We start from the raw sequence: 20023 nt of genomic DNA on the forward strand, positions 1-20023 counted from the left end.
GCCCGAAAAGCGCAGAAAACGGCAAAGCGAACGGTCCGGAAGCGGACCGACACCGGCAGCAAGTCCGCGCCAAAGCGCCGCAACATGCGCGCGGCCGACCGCGAGCGCGCGATCGTAGACGAGGCGATCCGCTTCTTCGCCGAGCATGGCTTCGAGGGCCAGACCCGCGAACTGGCAAAACGCATGGGCATCACGCATTCGGCGATCTATCGCCACTTCCCGAGCAAGGAGGCGCTGATCGAGCGCGTGTACCAGGACGTCTATCTCAGCCGCTGGTCGCCCGATTGGGGCCCGATGATCCGGGATCGCTCGCTCTCGCTGGAGGCGCGGTTGACGCGCTTCTATCTCGACTATGTCGAACGTGTGTTCGAATACAATTGGGTTCGGATCTTCGTCTCATCGGGCATGAAGTCGTTCGGCATCACCGGCCGCTATCTCGACATCGTCCGCCGCGAGATCATCGAGCCCGCCGCAGCGGAGCTACGCCACGATCTGAACCTGCCGGATGCAAAGGCCCGTCCGCTGAGCGAGCGCGAGACCGAGCTGTTCTGGGGCCTGCACGGCCGCATCTTCTATCTCGCCATCCGCAAGTTCGTCTACGAGACGCCGATCCCGTCCGATCTCGACGCCATCGTCAGCGACGCCGTCCAGACCTTCATGGACGGCGCGAAGTCGACGATGCCGAAGCTTTTTGGTCAGTAATTGAGACGCGCGCACGCGGCGATTGGTGCGCAAGCAACGAGCGCTCGACAATTTTGGTCGCTCGATCGCGGCAAAAATTCCCGTCCCGTCCAACCCGCCTCCGGCTCAAGCATCTCGAGGTCCTGTCAGCTGATCTCCTGCCGTACCCTGGCGGCGGCGTCGCACATCGCCTTCAGCTTCCCGAACGCAATTGCGCGCGGCATATACTTCATGCCGCAATCGGGCGCGGGAACCAGGCGGTCCGGCGACACATATTTGAGGCCGTTGCGGATGCGGTCCGCGACGGTATCGACGCTCTCGATCGCGGGGTCCGCGAGGTCGAGCACGCCGAGCATGATCTTCTTCGACGAGAGATCCCTGAGCACGCCGAGGTCGAGCTTCGGCTGCGCCGCCTCGATCGAGATCTGGTCGGCAATGGTATCGTCGAGCTCGGCGAGGAAGGAATAGCCGGCCGGCTTGTTCGAGCCCGGCACGACCGCGGCATAGCCGAAGCAGAGATGCACGACGGTCGGCACGGTGATGCCGTGCAAGGCGCGGTTGATCGCCTTGACGGCGTAGCGTTTGGCGAGCTCGGGATTGTTGCGCACCCAGGGCTCGTCGAGCTGGATCACGTCGGCGCCGGCCTTTTGCAGATCGAGCGCCTCGGCATTGACGGCCTCGGCGAGCGCCATCGCGAGCTCCTCCTCGTCCTTGTAGAACTCGTTCTTGGCCTGCTGGCTCATGGTGAACGGACCGGGAAGCGTGATCTTGGCGGCGTGCTCCGTGTTCTTGCGCAGGAACTGCATGTCGTGCAGCTCGACCGGTCCCTTACGCTTCACCGGACCGACGACGCGCGGCACCGGGGTCTGGGTGTTGCCGGTGCGCGCCACGATCATCGCGGGATTATCGCCATCGATGCCGTCGAGCGCGGTAGCGAAGCGATTGGAGTAGCTCTCGCGACGGATCTCGCCATCGGTCACGATGTCGATGCCGGCGCGCTCCATGTCGCGGATCGCGACGATGGTGGCATCGTCCTGCGCCTCCTCCAGGTGCTCCGCCGGCAACCGCCACATGTCGTGCAGGCGGGTGCGCGGCACCACCTTCGACAGCATCGCGCGATTCACCAGCCATTCCGGCTGCGGGTAGCTGCCGACCACGGTGGTCGGCAGGATATGCGTTGGCATAGGCATGGGGGTCTCCTTATTATTGTTGTTGAACGCGCTTGTTCAGGCCGCGCGCCCCTCGTCCTTGACAGGATTGCGCAGGATGCCGATGCCGGAGATCTCGATCTCGACGGTGTCGCCACCCTTCATCCACAGCGGCGGTGTGCGATAGGCGCCGACGCCGCCGGTCGTGCCGGTGACGATGACGTCGCCCGGCGCCAGCTCGGTGAAGGTCGAGCAATAGGCGATCAGGGCCTGGACGTCGAAGACGAGGTCGGAGATCGGCGCCTTCTGCACCTCGACGCCATTGAGGCGCGTGATGAGCGTCTGCTTGGTGACATCGGTCAATTCGTCGGTCGTGACCATCCAGGGGCCGAAGCCGCCGGTGCCGGCAAAGTTCTTGCCCGGCGCGAATTGCGAGGTGTGGCGCTGCCAGTCGCGGATGCTGCCGTCATTATAGCAGGCGTAGCCGGCGACGTGGCTCAGCGCGGCTTCACGCGAGATGCGGCGGCCGGCCTTGCTGATGACGACGGCCATCTCGCCTTCATAGTCGAAGCGCTCCGACTCCAGCGGCCGGATCATCGGCTGGCCATGGCCGACCTGGCTGTTGGCAAAGCGGGTGAAGATCATCGGATGCGCCGGCGTCGGGTGACCGCTTTCGGCCAGATGCGTAGCGTAGTTGACGCCGATGCAGAAGATCTTGTCGGGATCGGGAATGGTCGGCAGCAACGCCACATCCTGCAGCGCATAGTCGGGCTTCTCGCCTGACAACTTCTTCAGCTCGTCGAGCGATCCCTTCGCCAGCAGCGTCTTCAGCGTCGGATAGACCTTCAGGCGCTTGCCGGCATCGATGACACCGTTGTCGGTGACGATGCCATAGCTCGGGCTGCCGTCGATCGTGAAGCTTGCAACTTTCATCAGTCAAACACTCTCTTCGATGGAGGATACATAGTCGTTGATCGGAAGCGCGATCTCGCCGCTGCGGATCGGAACGCATTGCGGCGGGAAGTCCTGGCGAAAGCGGCCGCCGGCCGCCTCGGCGCGATCGAGGAACCGCTCGAGATGATCCATCGCGCCGGTCGGCAGATCATGCAGCACCATCAGCGTCCAGGGCTGCCGGCTACACTGGTCGAGCGCGCGCACGATCCAGCCGTCAGGATCATCCCAGTCGCGCGGGATCGCATTCCAGAGCACGCAGCTATGCTTGTTGCGGGCGAGATAGTCGACGACGGACGGCTTCAGCAGTCGCGTATCGAGATTCCCGCCACCGCCGAAGGGCCGGAACCAGCGCTGCGGATGCGCGAGATCGCCGATCGCAACTTGCGTCCGGCCGATCTCGTTCTCTGCCGTGTCGCTGTCCTTCTGCTCACCGAGCGGAACGCTGTGCGTAAAGGTGTGATTGCCGATCCAATGCCCCTCCCCGTGCGCACGGCTCGCGAGCGCGCGCCGTGCGGGATCGGCGAGCTTCTCACCGATGACGAAGAAGGTGGCCTTGATCCCGCGCTCGGCGAGGATGTCGAGCACGCGCGGCGTCACCTCGGGATCGGGGCCGTTGTCGAATGTCAGGGTCAAATCGTACACGCGGATACCTCAGGTCGCCGGCTGCATCGCGCCCGACGCAATCTCGTCATTGGCCTGACCGGCACGGGTGCCGGTCTGCCAGATCGCCGCCTTGCGCTCGATCCAGCGGATCGCGGCGTTGAAGGCGATGGCGAGGAACAGCACGAGCAACACGCCCGCGAATACGTGCGGGCTGTCGAGGATGGTGCGGTAGCGCGAGATCAGATAGCCGATGCCGGCCGAGGAGATCAGCATCTCCGAGACGACGACGCCGACGATGACGAGCGCTCCGCCGACACGCAGGCCCGACAGCACCGTCGGGATCGCCGCGGGAATGATGACACGGACCAGCCGCTGGCTCAGCGTTGCGCCCATGCTGCGCGCGGCGAGCAGCAACTGCGGATCAATGGTCTGGATGCCGGCGGCGGTGGCGAGCATCGTCGGCAGGAATCCGTAGATCGAGGCGAACGCGATCTTGGATTCCGAGCCGATGCCAAGCCAGACCGTGAAGACGGGGTAGAGGATCACGAGCGGCACCGCATAGAGGCTCGACACCATCGGCATGATCAGCACGCGCGGGCGCGGCAGGCTGCCGACGATGGCGCCGAGCAGGATGCCGCCGCCGCAGGCGAACGCCATCGAAACGACGACCTCGTAGAGCGTCACTGCGAGCGCGTGACCATATTCGGCCGCGTCCGTCCATCCCGCCATCAGCGTCGACGACAGCGACGGCAGAAACAGTTCGGGAATGAGACCGGTGCGCGGCAACAGCTCCCACAGCGCAATCAGGCCGATCACGATCAGATATCGCAGCGTTTTGGCGCTCATCTCCGCCTCACGCCGATTTGCGGATGTGCCGCCAGATGCGATCACGCAACGCACCGAAGGCATCGCCACTCAGCATCTCGTAGGTGCGGGGCCGCGGGAGCTGGACCTGGAGATGGTCGACGATGCGGCCGGGCCGCGCCGACATCACGATCACCTCGTCGGCGAGATAGACGGCTTCGGTGAGGCTGTGCGTGACGAACACGACGGTCTTGCCGGTCGCCGCCCAGATGCGCAGCAACTCGTCGCCCATGGTCATGCGGGTCTGCTCGTCGAGGGCGGCGAAGGGCTCATCCATCAACAGCACCGGCGGATCCTGCACCAGCCCGCGCGCGATCGAGACGCGCTGCTTCATGCCGCCGGAGAGTTCATGCGGATGGCGTTTGCCGAAACCTTCGAGCCCGACCAGCTTGAGCGCATCTTGCGCCTTGGCCCGACGCTCCGCCTTGGGCACGCCGCGCAGCGCCAGCGGAAACTCGACATTGTCTTCCGCCGTGAGCCACGGAAACAGGCTGGCCTCCTGGAATACCACGCCGACCCGGTCGGGGTCGGGCTGCGGAATCGGCGCGCCGCTGATGGTGATGGTGCCTGACGTTTGCTGGCGCAGGCCGGCCATCATCATCAGGAGGGTCGACTTGCCGCAACCGCTCGGCCCGACCAGCACGACGAACCGTCCCGGCTTGGTCTCCAGCGAGACGTCGTCGAGCGCGACGACGTCCTGCGACCGGGTCTTGAACACCTGGCCGACATTCTTCACCTCGATCGCGCCGGCCCGCGCGGCGGGTTTCAATGGGGTCACGTTCGCCAATGGCTGCATCGCGTTTCCACCTATCTGACAAGTTCGTTGAAGGTCATGGCAATCGCCGCCACCATCACCACGCCGGCGAGGAGCTGCTTCATCTGGAAATTCTCACCCCAGGTCGCGATCTGGTGGCCAATGCCGTCGCGCGAGGCGTACATCTCGGCAAGGATCACCCCCGTCAGGTTGAAGATCATGGAGATCCGCAAGGCCTCCAGCAGCACCGGCAGCATGCTCGGCAGATAGACACGAAACGCCGTCTGCCATGGCGTGGCACCGTAGGAGCGCGCCACCGTCAGATGCTCCACCTTGACCGACTCCACCGCCGTCGTCGTCGACATGATCACGATGAAAATAGTCGAGAAGAAGCCGAAGCCGACCTTCTAGGCAAAGCCGACGCCGAACACCAGGATGAACATCGGCAGGAAGATCGACTTCGGGATGCTGAAGGCAAAGAACAGCAGCGGCTTGGCGACATCCGCGAAGTAGCGGTTCTCGGCGACCAGGAAGCCGATCACTGCCCCGAAGGGCACGGCCAGCGCGAACGCGGCCAGCACCTCGGTCGCGGTCACCATCAGATCCTTCTGGACAGCCGCGCGCTGCAGGAGATCGCCGAGCGTCACGAACGTGTCGGACGCCGACGGCAGCAGGCGCGGATTGACGATGCCGGTGCGCGACAGCATTTCCCATAGCGCCAGGATCGCGACGATGATCGCGATCCGCGCGAGGTTGATGGCGAGCGAGCCCTGCATCGCCTGCTACTTGGTCGGGACGGGTTTGAACTTGGTCGAGATGACGTCCTCGACCGGCACGATGTCCTTGAGGCCACCGAGCTTGGCGAGATCGAGCGAGAGCTGCACGGCCGCGTTCACGTTGGCCGCGCCCATGTCGCCGCTGGTCTCGAGCTTCATGATGGTGTTGTCGTATTCGAGGCCGGCGATCTCCGGCGGCATTTCGTAGAGCTCGGCGATCAGCTTGACCGTGACGTCGCGGTTGGCACGCATGAACGCGACCGCGCCATAGAGCGCGTTCACCGCCTTCTGCACCATCTGCGGCTTTGCATCCGCGAATTTGTCGAGCACGATCCACCCCGCCGTGAGGTTCGGCGGAACCGCGGTCGCGTAATCGAGGATGGTCCTGGCTTCGCCGGACTTCGAGATCTGAAAGCTGAGCGGCGAATAGACCACGGCCGCCTCGACGTTGCCGGCCAGCAGGTTCGGCACGAGGCCACCGCCGCCGACGGGAACGCGGGTGAAATCGATCTTCTTGTCCTGGATGGTCCACAGCGCGAGCAGGTCGGATCCGGAGCCGGCCGCGGTGATCGCCACCTTCTTGCCGTTGAGATCCTTGACGTGGAGCGTCGATTTGGTCGGGACCATCAGCTGCCAGCCGAAATTGCCCATCGCGGCATTGGCGACGATGCGCGACATCACGCCCTTCTTGCGGCCGGCGGAGACCAGCGACGGCGGATCGAGGATGATGTCGGCAGCGCCCGCGGCCATGCCTTCGAAGGTCTCGGCGCCGCTACGATAGATGGTCAGCTCGGCCTGGATGCCTTCCTTCTCGAACAGCTTTTGCCGCACGGCCGTCTCGGCGATCGTCGTCGGCCAGTATGTCTTGGTGGGCAGACCGACGCGAATGGTGTCGGCGGCGCTCGCAGGGCCTGCCAGCATTGCAGCGGCAACGAGCGACATGAACGCATGACGGCGATTGATCTTCATTGTTTCCTCCCGGACTGTATTTTTTTGTGCCTAATTTCTAGGGATCGTCAGGTCGTGCGGCTCACCTCCGCAATGCGCGAGGCGGCGAGCTCGACGAATTCTCTGGTGATGCCAAAATGCTTCGACAAGGCGCGAACTGCCGCATCCGCGTCGCGCTTCACCACGGCGGCGACGATCGCCTTGTGCTCGGCCTCGACGTCGCGCGGCTTACTGCCGAGCTCGCGACGGATCGAGAGCCGGCGATAGCGCTCGCTCTGTTCATGCAGCACGTCACGGAAGCCGAGCAGCCACGGCGAGCCGCAGGCATTGACCAGCGCACGATGGAAGATGCGGTGACGGATCACCCATTCCTCGTAGTGCACGGTGGGATCATCAGGATAATGATAGGGAACGGCCTTGAGATCCGCCCAGGCGGATTTCACCGATGCGAGCCAGGCCTCATCGCCGCGCTCGATGGAGCGGCGGAGCGCAAGGCCCTCGATGTCGATGCGCGTCTGCGTCACGTCGGCGAGATCGGCGAGCGAGACCGGGCTGACGCGAAAACCGCGCTGGTCGGATGCCTGCACGAGACCGTCGGCGACGAGACGCGACAATGCCTCACGCACGGCGGCAAGGCTCACGGAAAACTGCTTTGCGAGGCCTGCGATATGCAGCTTCTGCCCCGGCAGCAGCCGCGTCGCCAGGATGTCGGCGCGCAGGCGTTCGTGCAGCGCCGACGTCAGGCTGCGCGGACCATCCCCGGGGCTTCCGGACAACTGGAACTGAAGCGGACCCATGCCGGGATGATTGCAAGGGAGGGCGTGCGGGTCAATAGAAAATCGAAAATCGATTTTTTTGGTCATTCCGCTATCGCGTGCTCGACGTCCTAGGAATGAGCAACTCCAGACGGCGCGACGTCGAGGCGAACGGCGACACCGTTCAGCTCAGGGCTGGGTGCCGGGTAAAGCTTCATGACCAGCGGATCGTGGCCGGGGATGATGTGGTCCGCGCTGGGTGCGGCGGCGCGCAGCTTGTCGAATCCCACCAGCATGTCGCCGACATGAAACGCCGTCGTGAACGGACGCTCGCTGGTCATGTTCTCGTAGAAATGACTGACGTCGGAGGCGAGCACGACGGGCCCACGTCGCGTGGTGACGCGGACAAACTGAAGACCGGCGGAATGGCCGCCGGCGGCATGAACGCTCAGTCCGGGCGCGATTTCGGCGTCCCCGTCGTAGAACAGCACCCGCCGCGCGTAGTTCAGCCGCACGATCCCGCAGATATCCTCGACCTCGAAGGAATGCGACAGACGCGGGTAGTGCATATAGCGCCCGGTGGCGTAGGCAAGCTCGCGCTCCTGGAGATGAAAGTGCGCATTCGGAAACCGGTCGAAATTGCCGGCGTGGTCGTAGTGCAGATGCGTGAGGATGACGTCCTTGACGTCGGCGACATCGACATCGAACGCGGCCAGCGTCTCCACGGGGCAGCGCAGGAATGTCCGCCTGCGCTGCTTTGCGATTTCGCTGTTGAACCCGGTGTCGATGACGAAGGTGCGCCCGCCGCCCTTGGCCAGCCACATGAAATAGTCCATCGGCATCGGCCCGTCATGCGGGTCGCCGCCGATGAAGTGCTCGCTCCGCTGCGCATCGCGGGTAGCATAGCGGATGGCGAAGAGCTCGTATTCCGGGTCAGCCATGGGGCTCTCGCTCAGGAACCGGCCGCGTCGACCTCGTTAAAGGCCTCGCGCGCGTTGCGGAAGGCGTCGATGCCGGCGGGCACGCCGCAATAGACGGCGACCTGAAGCAAAATCTCCTTGATCTCCTCCTTGGTCAGGCCGTTTTTCAGCGCGCCCTTCACGTGCAGCTTCAATTCGTGCGGACGGTTCAACGCGCCGAGCATCGCCAGATTGACGATCGAGCGCGTGCGCCGGTCGACGCCAGGCCGCGTCCACAAGGCCCCCCAGCAGAACTCGGTCGACCATTCCGCCATGGTGCGCGTAAACTCGTCAGCACCGGCGATCGACTTGTTGACGTAGTCCTCGCCGAGCACCTCCTTGCGAACCTTGAGGCCTTTTTCGAACAGTTCGGTCTTGCTCATGATCGTCCCTTTCAGGTCTTGAGAGAGTCTAGTTGGAAGTTGTTTGACGCGTCGCCGGCGGCGGGCGCAGCGATTGCAGGAGTTCACCGACGTCACCAACCGCATCGAGCCGCCAGACAGCGTCGATGACGCGGTCCGGATCCCAATCGCTTCGACCAGTCCGTACGCCTTCGCGCAGCTTCTCTTCGATGTCGCGGTCCGACAGCGGCGCAGCCTGGCTGCCGCGCGGCGACGTCACGGTCTCGGTGAGCACCTCGCCGGACGACAGGCGCAAGGCGACGCGCGCAGCGCCGTCCGGCATCTGAGCATCGAGCTCCGCCCTCACTTTCTGCCGCATTCGCACGATATCGGGCCGGACCACGGTCTCGTGCGCGAACTCGGCCACGCCCGCCGTGCCGAACAGCAGTCCGCAGGCCACACAATGATGGATGCTGACGCGCGCATCGCGCTCGTTGTTGACGGGACGATCGCCGCGCGCGAGCAGCAGCGCCGAGCCCTGCACTGTCACAGACTCGATCTGATCGACGTTGCGGCCGATCCGCTCGCGCAACATGAGGCAGGCATCGATGACCGAATGGAACACGATGCCGGCGGGATAGGGCTTGTAGGTGTTTTTTGCGATTTCCCAGGTCTTGCCGAGGCCATCGAGCAAACGCGCAAGATCCGGCTCGTCGCCCATGGTGCGCGCCCAGCCGAGCGGGCCTTCGATGGCGCGCGGCGCGGCCTCATAGCCCTGCTGGGCCAGCAGCGCCGCGAACAATCCGTTACGTGCGGCATTGCCGACGCTGACATTCTTGGCGGCGCTCGGCAGGTTCTCGACATTGCCGGCCGACTGGCTCGCCGCAACTCCGATCGCGTTCGCAATGCCTTCCGCAGGCAGGCCCAACAGCTTCGCGCTTGCTGCGGCAGCACCAAAGATCCCGCAGGTGGAGGTGATATGCCAGCCGCGCGCATAATGGCGCGGCGAGACTGAATTGCCGATGCGGCATTCCACGTCCACGCCGAGAATGAACGCGGTCAACACCTTGCGCCCCGACAGTTTTCGCGTCTCGGCAAGCGCGAAGATGCTAGCTGCGACCGGGGCGGCCGGATGAATGATCGTCTCGGGATGGGTGTCGTCGAAGTCGAGCAAATTGGCCGAGATGGCATTGAGAAACGACGCGCATAGCGCGTCCATCGGCTCGGAGTGACCGATGACCGTCGATGTCGCGGCACCGCTGAACGGCGACAAGGTCCGCATCGCGGCGACGACCACCGGATCGCGCGCGGAGCCGAGCGCGGTCGCAAAGAAATTGAGGATCGATCGCCGTGCCTCGACGCTCTGCGCCTGCACGTCCGCCCATGACGAGGTCGCGACGAAATCGGCGAGCGTCCAGCTCACACTCGGAATTGGATCTTGCGGCACGCGGGGCGTCTTCCTCGTTTTCCCGGACCATAGGACGATCCGCGGCAAACTGTCGATCCCAAATGTTATGCTTGACAGCTTGTCTGACAATCATAACAATCCGGCCGCTGGCGCGGGATCCCGCTGCCACGACGACGGCCGCCGACAAGGCCAGCCGGCGAGAGCGTTCGACCAACGAGATCAAGAAGGCGCATCCGGTACGGGATCGCGCGACAGGGAGTAGACGATGGCGGGAGAGATCCTCGGCGTAATCGGCACGGGCCGCATGGGCGGCCCCATGGCGGGGCGATTGATCGACGCGGGCTATTCGCTCGTCGTCTACGACACCCAGGCCGACGCAGTGCAGCCGCTGGTCAAGCGCGGCGCGCAACTCGCAAAGTCGCCGGCCGACGTCGCCTCGCGCGCCGACATCGTGCTCGTCAGCCTGCCGACGCCCGACATCGTCAAGGCGGTCACACTCGGCCAGGACGGCATCAGCAGCGGTAACCGCGCCAAGATCGTCATTGATCTCTCGACGTCCGGTCCCGGCGCAGCGAAGCTCGTTGCGGAAGGCCTGAAGGCCAAGGGCATGACGCTGGTCGATGCGCCCGTGAGTGGCGGCATCAAGGGCGCCGTCAACGGCACGCTGGCCGTGATGGTGTCATGTCCGCAAGCGACCTACGACACCGTGCAGCCGATCCTGAAGAATTTCGGCAAGCTGTTCTACACCGGCGACAAGCCCGGCGTGGCGCAGACCGCCAAGCTCGCCAACAATCTGATGGCGGCTGCCGCGCTCGTCATCACCTCGGAAGCGGTCGCGATGGGCGTCAAGGGCGGCGTCAACGCCAAGGTGCTGATCGACATCATCAACGCCAGCAGCGGCCGCAACAGCGCCTCCGAAGACAAATTCCCCCGCGCGGTGCTGCCCGGCACGTTCGATTTCGGCTTCGCCACCGGACTTTCCTACAAGGACGTCCGGCTCTGCGTGGACGAGGCCGAGGCGATGGGCGTGCCGATGGTCTGCGGCGCGGTGGTGCGGCAGATGCTCGCAATCACCAACGCCAAATATGGCGCCTCGTCCGACTTCACCTCGATCGCAAAGGTGCTCGAGGAGTGGGCCGGCGTGAAAATGCGCGGCTGATCGCGCAAGCCTCGAGGGAGAGCGATTGCGATGACGATCGGCCCGACCGGATCAGGCAAGGTCTCGCTCGCGCGCCAGATGGCGCGGAGCGTGCTTGCGCTGGACCTCGGTGATTTCGGGCCTGACGTCGTCGCCAAGGCAAAGCTCTGCCTGCTCGATTTCCTCTCCTGCGCGTTCGAGGCCGGCCAGCATCCCTGGAGCCGCCAGGCCGTTGCGGTTGCACAAGGCGGCGGCAACGCGACCATCATCGGAACGTCGCAACTCTCCTCGCCGGCCGATGCCGCCTTCGCCAATGCGGTGATGGGGCACGGCCTCGTCCGTGAAGACATGCACGCGGCCAGCATCGCGCACCACGGCGTCGTGATCTGGCCGACATTACTCGCGCTGTCGGAACAGGCGCCGCTGCACGGCGCAAGGCTGCTCGCCGCGGCCATCATCGGCTATGAGACCGGCGCACGGATCGGCCGCGCGTTGCTGACCTCCGATCTCGCCCGCCTCTATCGTCCGACCGGGCTCGTGGCCCCTCCGGGCGCGGCGCTCGCCGGAAGTTTTGCGCTTGGCCTCTCCGAGGACGCAGCAACCAGTGCTATCGCGATCGCGGCCAACACGTCCAGCGGGCTGAACGAGTGGCCGCATGCCGGCGGCTCGGACATGTATTTCCATCCGGGCTTTGCAGCCGGCAACGCGATCAAGGCGATCGGCCTGGCCGCGGCCGGCGCGTTCGGCTCCGAAACGATCCTCGAAGGCGAGGCCGGCCTGTTCGCCGCGTATCGCCGCCAGGCCGCGCCGGACAGCATCGCGCTCTTCCCTGATGGCGAGTGCGAGATCATGGCCGTCTACAACAAGCCTGTTCCCGCCTGCAACTTCGCGCAGACCGCAGCACAGGCCGCGCTTCGCGTTTCGCTTGAGCTCGCCAGCGCTGATGAGATCGACCGCGTCGTCATTCGCGCGCCGGATGCGGCCGTGCGTTATCCCGGCTGCGATTCGATGGGACCCTACCGCAACGCGCTCCAGGCCAAGATGAGCATTCCCTTCAGCGTCGCCGCGACGCTGGCGCGGGGCGAGATCGAGGAAGAGAATTACTCTGAGCCCGACGATGCCGACATCATTCGCCTCGTCGCGATCACGGATCTCGAGGCCGATCCGGGCTTCACCGCTGCCTTCCCCGCCAAGCAGGGCGCGGACGTGACTGTGCATCTGCGCAATGGCCGGGCGATCCAGCACGCGCTGCCCGACGTCATCGCAGCAACGCCTTCAGAAATTCGCGGCCGCTTTCGCGCTGCCGCTGCCAAAATTCTTGGCGAGGATCGCGCGCATCGGCTCGAGCAACTCATCGACGATAGCGAGCAGCTCGGCAATGCCGGCGCCATTGCGGCGCAATGCCGCCTGGAGACGGAACGGGTTTTACGATCGGCATCATAAGAAATGCCGGAGAGTACGGGGGAAACATGGTCGGCTTGGAGGCCAGTCTAGCATCGTCGGCAGCGCGGAGGCGTGGCTGATGGAAGGATTTCTGCAAGCGCTCGCCGCGGGCCTGCTGATTGGCGCCGTTTACGGCCTGATGTGCGTCGGGCTCGGCCTGATCTTCGGCGTCATGCGTGTCATCAACTTCGCCCACGGCGATTTCATGATGCTCGGCATGTACACGGCCTTCTATCTCTTCACCGCCGCCGGTGTGCAGGCGATGTTCGGCAATACCGTCGGGCCGTTCGTCTCCATCCTGCTGGCCGGGCCCGTGCTTGCCGTGTTCGGTTATTTCGTCCATCGGACGCTGATCTCGCACGTCTCAGGCACGCGCACAGCATCGCTGGAAGGCGAAGGCCATTACGCCCAGCTCATCCTCACGCTCGGCATCGCGCTGATCCTGCAGAACGGCGGCCTCATCGTGTTCGGCTCGGTGCTGGCCTCGATCCGCACGCCGCTGTCGAGCTCGGCCTGGGAGCTCGGCCCGTTCTTCGACATGAGCATCTTCCTCAACAAGGCCCGCAGCATCGACGCGGTCGTGTCGCTCGCGATGATGATCCTGCTCTCGCTGCTGATCACGCGCACGCGGATCGGCAAGTCGCTCCGAGCGGCCGCCGACAATCCGACCGCCGCGACCTATATGGGCATCGACGTCGACCGCGCGCACAGCACCGCCTTCGCGCTCGGCTGCGGCATCACCGCGATCGCCGGCGGCCTGCTCGCGACGAACTATCCGTTCCATCCCTTCGTCGGCCTCGAATACGTCATCGTGATGTATGCCGGCGTCGTGCTCGGCGGCATGGGCAGCATCATCGGCGCGTTCTGGGGCGGCATGACGATCGGCCTCGTGCAGCAGATGTCGACGCTGATCCTGCCGACGCAATTGCAGAATGCCGCGATCTTCGCCGTCTTCCTCCTCATCATCTTCTTCCGTCCGCAAGGCTTCTTCGGGCGCATGGTCGAGAGGACGTGACCATGCTCCGGATGCGTTCCTTCCTGCCGCCCCTGCTGTTCACGCTCGCTTATGCCGGGATTTCGCTCGGCGTCACCAACTCCTACTACCAGCTGATCCTAACGCTGGTGCCGGTTTGGGCGGTGTTCGGCCTGTCCTGGAATCTGCTCAGCGGCTACACCGGGCTCATCTCGTTCGGCCATGCCGCCTTCTTCGGGATCGGCGCCTATGCGACCGCGCTCGGGCAGATCTATTTCAACATCTCGCCCTGGCTGCTGATTCCGATCGCCGCGATGCTCGGCGGCATCGCCGGGCTCCTGATCGGCTTCCCGACCTTCCGCCTGCAGGGCCACTACTTCGCGCTGGCGATGCTCGCCTACCCGCTCGCCATTCTCTACGTGTTCGAGTGGCTCGGCTTCCAGGAGGTGACGCTTCCGATCAAGCGCGACGCGCCGATCGCCTTCATGCAGTTCACCGATCCCCACATCTACACGCTGCTGGGGCTCGCCATCATGCTGGCGACCATCGTGCTGACCCAGGTGATCGAGCGTTCGCGCTTCGGCATGGCGCTGCTCGCGATCAAGCAGAACGAGGCTGCGGCCGAAGCGGCCGGCATCAATACGCTGGCCTGGAAGCTGCGCGCGATCACCCTGAGCGGCGCCATCGCCGCCGCCATCGGCGGTTTCTACGCGCAGGTGCTGCTGGTCGTGACACCGCAATCGGTGTTCGGCATGCTGGTGTCGGCGCAGGCGCTGACAGTCGCGATGTTCGGCGGCGTCGGCACGGTCTGGGGTCCAGTCATCGGCTCGGTGATCCTGATCCCGCTTGCCGAGATTTTGCACGCCGAGGCCGGCGCGCGTATTCCCGGCATTCAGGGCGTCATCTTCGGGATCGCCATCGTCTGCGTCATCCTGCTGGCGCCGGAGGGACTGTTCTGGAAATTGCGCGATGTCCTGCGCAAGCGGAACGCATCGAAGGCAGCCGTCAGTGACGCGACGGAGGCAACGAGCACCAACGTCACACCGCTGAAGCCTGCCGCGCGGCAGCGCACCGCGACCGGCGAGGTCGTGCTCGAGGTCCGCAATCTCTCGCGCTCGTTCGGCGGCCTCAAGGCCGTGCAGGATGTCAGCTTCAAGCTGCACCAGAACGAGATCCTCGGCATCATCGGCCCCAATGGCGCCGGCAAGACGACGCTGTTCAACCTCCTCAACGGCTTCCTGAAGCCGAGCCAGGGCGAGGTCCTGATCGATGGCCGCAACATGTCCGGGCAGCGGCCGCACGTGATCTGCGAGGCCGGCATCGGCCGCACCTTCCAGGTGATGCGGCCATTCCTGCGCATGTCGATCCTCGACAACGTCGTGGTGGGTGCCTATGTCCGCGCACGCTCCGACGACGAAGCCCGCAAGCTGGCCGCCGACGCGGTTGCGCGTGTCGGACTCTCTGCGGTTGCCGATCGTGTCGCCGGCGAACTCTCGACCAAGGAGCTGCGGCTGATGGAACTGGCTCGCGCGATCGCCGGCCAGCCGCGCATCCTGCTGCTGGACGAGACGCTCGCGGGCCTCGGCCATGGCGAGGCGGACGAGGTCGTCGCCGTGATCCAGCAGCTCGCGCGCGACGGCATGACCATCGCGATCATCGAGCACACCATGCAGGCGATGGTCCGCCTGGTCGATCGCTTCCTCGTGCTCGACCACGGCGCCGTCATCACCGAGGGCCTGCCCGAAGTGGTGACGCGCGACGACCGTGTGATCGAGGCCTATCTCGGCAAGAAGTGGGTGGGCCATGCTGCGAATTGAAGGATTGAGCGCGGGCTATTCCGCAAAACCCGTCCTGAATAACGTCTCGATCAATGTCGGCGCCGGCGAGTTCGTCGCGATCGTCGGGCCCAACGGCGCCGGCAAGACCACCCTGTTCAAGACGATCTCCGGCATCGTGAAGCCGAGCGGCGGGGCAATCACCTTCGATGGCGTCGATCTCCTCGCCGTACCGCCGCCGCAGCGCGCCCATCTCGGCATCGCCCACGTCCCCGAGGGCCGCCAGGTGTTCCCGTCACTGACCGTGATGGAGAACCTGGAGATGGGTGCGATGACCGAGAGCGGCCGGCGCGACTGGCGGGCCAATATCGAGCGCATCTTCGAATGGCTGCCGGTACTGAAGGAGCGCCGCGATCAGTTCGCGGGCACGATGTCCGGCGGCCAGCAGCAGATGCTCGCGATCGGCCGCGGCCTCGCCTCCTCGCCGAAGCTGCTGATGCTGGACGAGCCGTCGATGGGCCTCGCGCCATCGACCGCGGACTTCATCTTCGATCGTCTGATCGAGATCCGCCGCCAGTCCGGGCTGACCATGCTGCTGGTCGAGCAACGCGTCGCGGAAGCGCTGGAATCGGCCGACCACGGCTACGTCCTCGAAGCCGGACGCGTCGTGCTCGAAGGCAACAATGACACGCTGCGCGCGGACGACCGCGTGCGCAAGGCCTATCTCGGCATGTGACCAACATAAGAACAAGGACAAGGGAGAGAACACAATGAACAAGACAGCGAAGGGACTTTCGCGCCGGACCGTGCTGTCCGGGGCCGCCGCCGTCAGCCTTGCCGGCGTGGCACGCGCGCAAGGACCCGCCGAAGTGAAGGTCGGGCTGATCGTCCCGCTGTCGGGCATCTACACCCGCCCCGGCCAGGTGATGAAGATGGGCGCCGAGATGGGCATCGAGCACATCAACGCGCAAGGCGGCATCAAGGCGCTCGGCGGCGCCAAGCTGAAGCTGGTCGTGATCGATTGCGGCGACACCACCGAGAAGGCCAAGAACGCGGCACAGCGCATGGTCGCGCAGGAGCCGGATCTCGTCGCCGCTACCGGCTCCTATCTCTCGTCCTTCACGCTTGCGGTCACTGAGGTCACCGAGCGTGCCGAACTGCCGATGCTGACGCTCTCTTATTCGGACCTTTTGACCGACCGGGGCTTCAAATACATCTTTCAGACCGCCGCGACCGCGAGCCGTCAATCCGAGCTGGGCCTGCCGACATTGATGAAGCTCGCCGAGAAAGCGTCCGGCAAAAGGCCGAAGACCGTGGCGATGCTGATGGACAACACCGCAACCTCGGTCGCCACCGCCAAGGCGCTGAAGGAGAGACTGTTCGCGCAGGAGGGCCTCCAGCTCGTCGTCGAAGAAGTCTGGACCCCACCCCTCTCGGATGCGACGCCGCTGATCCAGAAGGTTCGTTCGGCCAAGCCCGACCTGCTGCTGTTCATGCCGAACGCGGTGTCGGACGCCAAGCTCGGGCTGGAGAAGATCAGCGAGTTCGGCCTCGGCCAGGGCAAGATCCCGACCGTGTCCTTCAGCATCACCATCGCCGAACCGGACATGCTCCAGAGCGTGAGCCCGGAGATCGTACAGGGCATCATGACCATCGTCGCCAGCTGGGGCGCCAAGGGTCACGAAGCGCTGATCGCTGAGCTCAAGGCCAAGTACAGGGAGCCTTGGGCGACGCAGAACGTCATCTCGACCTATGGCGACATGTGGGTGATGAAGGAAGCGCTTGAGAAGGCCGGCAAGGCCGACCGCAATGCAGTCGCACAGGCCCTGCGGACGCTGGATGCCGGAGATTCGAAATATTATCCGGGCGGTCAGCTCAAATTCGACGAGAAGGGCCGCCGCGTCGGCGCCGGCGTCGTCATCGTGCAATGGCAATCGGGCGTGCCGGTCACCGTTTATCCGCCCGAGCTCGCGCAGGCAGAGCCGTTCTGGCCGAAGAAATCCTAACAGCGTCGCGCGATTTTTCAGGGAGGAGAATTGTCATGACTGCAAAGAACAAGTTCACGATATCGCGGCGAACATTGCTTGCCGGCGCCTCCGGCACGCTGATCGCATCCCGCGCCGGCTGGGCGCAGCAGCCTTCCGAAGTGAAGGTCGGCCTGCTGGTGCCGATCTCCGGGCTCTATGCCCGTCCGGGCACGGTGATGCGCGAAGGCGCCGAGATGGCGATTGACCACATCAACGCCCAAGGCGGCATCAAGGCGCTCGGCGGCGCCAAGCTGAAGCTCGTCGTGCTCGATTCCGGCGACACCACGGAAAAGGCCAAGAACGCGGCCCAGCGCATGGTGGCGCAGGAGACCGATCTGGTTGCGGCCAGCGGCGCCTATTTGTCTTCGTTCACCCTCGCGGTGACCGAGGTGACCGAGCGCGCCAATCTGCCCATGCTCACCCTCTCCTACTCCGATCTCATCACCGAGCGCGGCTTCAAATACGTGTTCCAGACCGCGGCCACCGCGGGTTCGCAGGCGAAGCAGGCGTTGCCGCAGCTGATCAAGCTGGCGGAGACGGCCTCCGGCAAGCGGCCGAAGACGGTCGCGATCCTGACCGACAACACGGGCGCCTCGATCGCCTCCGCAAAGGCGATGCGCGAAGGTCTGCTGGCGGAGAACCAGCTGCAACTGATCGTCGACGAGACGTTCACGCCGCCCTTGGCGGACGCGACATCGCTGGTGCAGAAGATCCGCTCGGCGAAACCCGATCTGCTCTTCTTCCTGCCGACGGTGATCTCGGACGCAAAGCTGCTGCTCGAGAAGATGAACGAGTTCGGCCTCGGCCAAGGAAAGGTTCCGACGATCTCGTTCGGCATCGCGATCGCCGAGCCGGATATGCTGCAGACCGTCAGCCCCGAACTGCTTCAGGGCGTCTTGACCTGCGTCGCGAGCTGGGGCGCCAAGGGACATGAGGCGCTGATCGCCGAATTGAAGACCCGCTACAAGGAGCCGTGGATGACGCAGAACGCGATCTCCACCTATGGCGACATGTGGGTGATCAAGGACGCCCTGGAGAAGGCCGGCAAGGCTGACCGCGTCGCCGTCGGCGAGGCGTTGCGCACGATGGATGGCGGTCCCTCCAAATATTACCCGCTGGGCGAGATCAAGTTCGACGAGAAAGGCCGCCGGGTCGGCGCCGGCATGACCATCGTGCAGTGGCAGTCCGGCGTGCCGGTGACAGTATTCCCGCCCGAGCTCGCGCTGGCAAAGCCGTTCTGGCCCAAGAACTGACCTGAGTGCTGACGACACCAACAAGAAACGGAGAGCAACATGGACAAGGCGACCTATGACCGCGGCCTCGAAATCCGCAAGAGCGTGCTTGGCAGCGAGTTCGTCGACAAGGCGATCGCATCGGCGGACGAGTTCAACCGCCCGATGCAGGACCTCACCACGGAATATTGCTGGGGCTACGTCTGGGGCCGCGAGGGCCTGACACGCAAGACCCGCAGCTTCCTGAACCTGGCGATGCTCTGCGCGCTCAATCGCCCGCACGAGCTGAAGACCCACGTCCGCGGCGCGCTCGCCAACGGCGCCACCAAGGAAGAAATTCGCGAGGTGTTCATGCAGGTCGCGATCTATTGCGGCGTGCCGGCGGGCGTGGATGCGTTCCGGAACGCCAAGGAAGTCTTCGCCGAGCTCGACAAGAAGTAGCGGAGCGATGGCTGCGATGAAGGGCAAATGGGCACTCGTGACCGGCGCGACCGCAGGCCTCGGACGGGCGATGGCGGACGGCCTTGCCGGCGCGGGCGCCAACATTGTCCTTCACGATCTCGTCGCGCCGAAGCAGGCCGCGGACGAGCTCCGCGACCGCTTCGGCGTGGAGGTCATCGCGGCTGGCGCCGATCTCGCCCAGCGCGAGGCGATCGAGACCATGATGGCCGATTTGCTCGACCGCTGCGGCGCCATCGATATTCTCGTCAACAACGCCGTCATCAGGCATTTCTCTGCCATCGAGCAGTTTCCGCCCGAGAAATGGGAACAGGCGCTGGCCGTGAACCTGTCGGCACCGTTTCACCTGATACGCCTGGTGCTGCCGGCGATGAAGCAGCGCGGCTTTGGGCGGATCATCAATTTGGGCTCGATCTATTCGAGCCGCGCGGTCGAGGACCGTATCGATTACGTCACCACCAAGACCGCGATCCTGGGTATCACCCGTGCCGTCGCCATGGAGACGGCCCGCAGCGGGATCACCTGCAACACGATCTGCCCCGGCACGCTGCCGACGCCCGCCATTCTCAACAAGATCGCCGGCATTGCCGCGAATAGCGGCCGTCCGGTCGATGACGTCACGCGCGAATATCTCGGCGAGCGCCAGCCGACGCAGCGCTTCATCGGAATGGACGCGGTCGCCGCCATGGTCGTTTTTCTCTGTAGTCCGGCCGCAAACGACATCACCGGAGCCAGCTTGCCCATCGACGGCGGCTGGTCGGTCGCATGAGGACCTTCGAATGGGA

General features: G+C 64.8%; 22 protein-coding genes. 10 read left to right on the plus strand and 12 right to left on the minus strand.

Features of this window, described 5'->3' with window-relative positions; all coding sequences use genetic code 11:
• The first annotated feature begins 84 nt into the window (after positions 1 to 84).
• Positions 85 to 702, plus strand: a complete 618-nt coding sequence (locus tag WN72_RS39090; protein WP_167381060.1) for a TetR/AcrR family transcriptional regulator — start codon at positions 85 to 87, stop codon at positions 700 to 702.
• Between the two features lie 125 nt (positions 703 to 827).
• Here WN72_RS39090 and WN72_RS39095 read toward each other — a convergent pair whose 3' ends face one another.
• From WN72_RS39095 to WN72_RS39145, 12 genes are all read right to left on the minus strand, one after another.
• Positions 828 to 1871: a cobalamin-independent methionine synthase II family protein gene (locus WN72_RS39095; RefSeq protein ID WP_208617515.1), complete on the minus strand. Its 1044-nt coding sequence runs from the start codon at positions 1869 to 1871 to the stop codon at positions 828 to 830.
• A 36-nt stretch (positions 1872 to 1907) separates the two neighbouring features.
• Entirely contained in the window at positions 1908 to 2762 is an 855-nt protein-coding gene (locus WN72_RS39100) for a fumarylacetoacetate hydrolase family protein (RefSeq protein ID WP_092218418.1), read from the minus strand.
• Positions 2763 to 2765: 3 nt separating this feature from the next.
• Positions 2766 to 3425 (minus strand): polysaccharide deacetylase family protein, encoded by a 660-nt coding sequence (locus WN72_RS39105; RefSeq protein WP_092218419.1) that lies wholly within the window; start codon positions 3423 to 3425, stop codon positions 2766 to 2768.
• A 9-nt stretch (positions 3426 to 3434) separates the two neighbouring features.
• Positions 3435 to 4232 (minus strand): ABC transporter permease, encoded by a 798-nt coding sequence (locus WN72_RS39110; RefSeq protein ID WP_092218420.1) that lies wholly within the window; start codon positions 4230 to 4232, stop codon positions 3435 to 3437.
• A gap of 7 nt (positions 4233 to 4239) precedes the next feature.
• Positions 4240 to 5046: an ABC transporter ATP-binding protein gene (locus tag WN72_RS39115; protein WP_167381058.1), complete on the minus strand. Its 807-nt coding sequence runs from the start codon at positions 5044 to 5046 to the stop codon at positions 4240 to 4242.
• A gap of 11 nt (positions 5047 to 5057) precedes the next feature.
• A complete protein-coding gene (locus WN72_RS47300) occupies positions 5058 to 5369 on the minus strand; it encodes an ABC transporter permease (protein ID WP_244553909.1) in 312 nt (103 codons plus the stop codon).
• Positions 5370 to 5411: 42 nt separating this feature from the next.
• The gene (locus WN72_RS47305; RefSeq protein ID WP_244553910.1) at positions 5412 to 5780 is read right to left on the minus strand and encodes an ABC transporter permease; all 369 of its coding nucleotides are present in this window, start codon (positions 5778 to 5780) and stop codon (positions 5412 to 5414) included.
• A 6-nt stretch (positions 5781 to 5786) separates the two neighbouring features.
• On the minus strand, positions 5787 to 6749 hold the full coding sequence (locus WN72_RS39125) for an ABC transporter substrate-binding protein (RefSeq protein WP_092218422.1): 963 nt from the start codon (positions 6747 to 6749) through the stop codon (positions 5787 to 5789).
• Between the two features lie 47 nt (positions 6750 to 6796).
• Positions 6797 to 7525 (minus strand): GntR family transcriptional regulator, encoded by a 729-nt coding sequence (locus tag WN72_RS39130; RefSeq protein ID WP_092218423.1) that lies wholly within the window; start codon positions 7523 to 7525, stop codon positions 6797 to 6799.
• An 89-nt stretch (positions 7526 to 7614) separates the two neighbouring features.
• Complete coding sequence (locus WN72_RS39135; protein ID WP_092218424.1) at positions 7615 to 8424, minus strand: N-acyl homoserine lactonase family protein; 810 nt, start codon at positions 8422 to 8424, stop codon at positions 7615 to 7617.
• Positions 8425 to 8435: 11 nt separating this feature from the next.
• On the minus strand, positions 8436 to 8825 hold the full coding sequence (locus WN72_RS39140) for a carboxymuconolactone decarboxylase family protein (protein ID WP_008557256.1): 390 nt from the start codon (positions 8823 to 8825) through the stop codon (positions 8436 to 8438).
• A gap of 28 nt (positions 8826 to 8853) precedes the next feature.
• Positions 8854 to 10230 carry an MmgE/PrpD family protein gene (locus WN72_RS39145; RefSeq protein WP_092218425.1) on the minus strand — a complete coding sequence of 459 codons (1377 nt, stop codon included), beginning with the start codon at positions 10228 to 10230 and terminating at the stop codon, positions 8854 to 8856.
• Positions 10231 to 10456: 226 nt separating this feature from the next.
• Between WN72_RS39145 and WN72_RS39150 the strand changes: the two genes are divergently transcribed.
• The 9 genes from WN72_RS39150 to WN72_RS39190 all read left to right on the plus strand — a co-directional run bounded on the left by WN72_RS39150 (position 10457) and on the right by WN72_RS39190 (position 20007).
• A complete protein-coding gene (locus tag WN72_RS39150; protein WP_092218426.1) occupies positions 10457 to 11350 on the plus strand; it encodes an NAD(P)-dependent oxidoreductase in 894 nt (297 codons plus the stop codon).
• Between the two features lie 30 nt (positions 11351 to 11380).
• Complete coding sequence (locus WN72_RS39155; RefSeq protein WP_092218427.1) at positions 11381 to 12772, plus strand: MmgE/PrpD family protein; 1392 nt, start codon at positions 11381 to 11383, stop codon at positions 12770 to 12772.
• Positions 12773 to 12851: 79 nt separating this feature from the next.
• Entirely contained in the window at positions 12852 to 13787 is a 936-nt protein-coding gene (locus WN72_RS39160) for a branched-chain amino acid ABC transporter permease (RefSeq protein WP_092218428.1), read from the plus strand.
• 2 nt (positions 13788 to 13789) lie between these two features.
• Positions 13790 to 15562: a branched-chain amino acid ABC transporter ATP-binding protein/permease gene (locus tag WN72_RS39165; RefSeq protein ID WP_194482956.1), complete on the plus strand. Its 1773-nt coding sequence runs from the start codon at positions 13790 to 13792 to the stop codon at positions 15560 to 15562.
• Positions 15549 to 16256, plus strand: a complete 708-nt coding sequence (locus WN72_RS39170; RefSeq protein ID WP_092218430.1) for an ABC transporter ATP-binding protein — start codon at positions 15549 to 15551, stop codon at positions 16254 to 16256. The genes WN72_RS39165 and WN72_RS39170 overlap by 14 nt, the downstream gene beginning before the upstream one ends.
• 34 nt (positions 16257 to 16290) lie before the next feature.
• Complete coding sequence (locus WN72_RS39175; protein WP_092218431.1) at positions 16291 to 17526, plus strand: ABC transporter substrate-binding protein; 1236 nt, start codon at positions 16291 to 16293, stop codon at positions 17524 to 17526.
• A gap of 35 nt (positions 17527 to 17561) precedes the next feature.
• A complete protein-coding gene (locus tag WN72_RS39180; RefSeq protein ID WP_092218432.1) occupies positions 17562 to 18800 on the plus strand; it encodes an ABC transporter substrate-binding protein in 1239 nt (412 codons plus the stop codon).
• 39 nt (positions 18801 to 18839) lie between these two features.
• On the plus strand, positions 18840 to 19220 hold the full coding sequence (locus WN72_RS39185) for a carboxymuconolactone decarboxylase family protein (RefSeq protein WP_036011548.1): 381 nt from the start codon (positions 18840 to 18842) through the stop codon (positions 19218 to 19220).
• Between the two features lie 7 nt (positions 19221 to 19227).
• A complete protein-coding gene (locus WN72_RS39190) occupies positions 19228 to 20007 on the plus strand; it encodes an SDR family oxidoreductase (RefSeq protein WP_244553911.1) in 780 nt (259 codons plus the stop codon).
• Positions 20008 to 20023: the final 16 nt, after the last annotated feature.

Source organism: Bradyrhizobium arachidis (assembly GCF_015291705.1).
GTDB lineage: Bacteria > Pseudomonadota > Alphaproteobacteria > Rhizobiales > Xanthobacteraceae > Bradyrhizobium > Bradyrhizobium arachidis.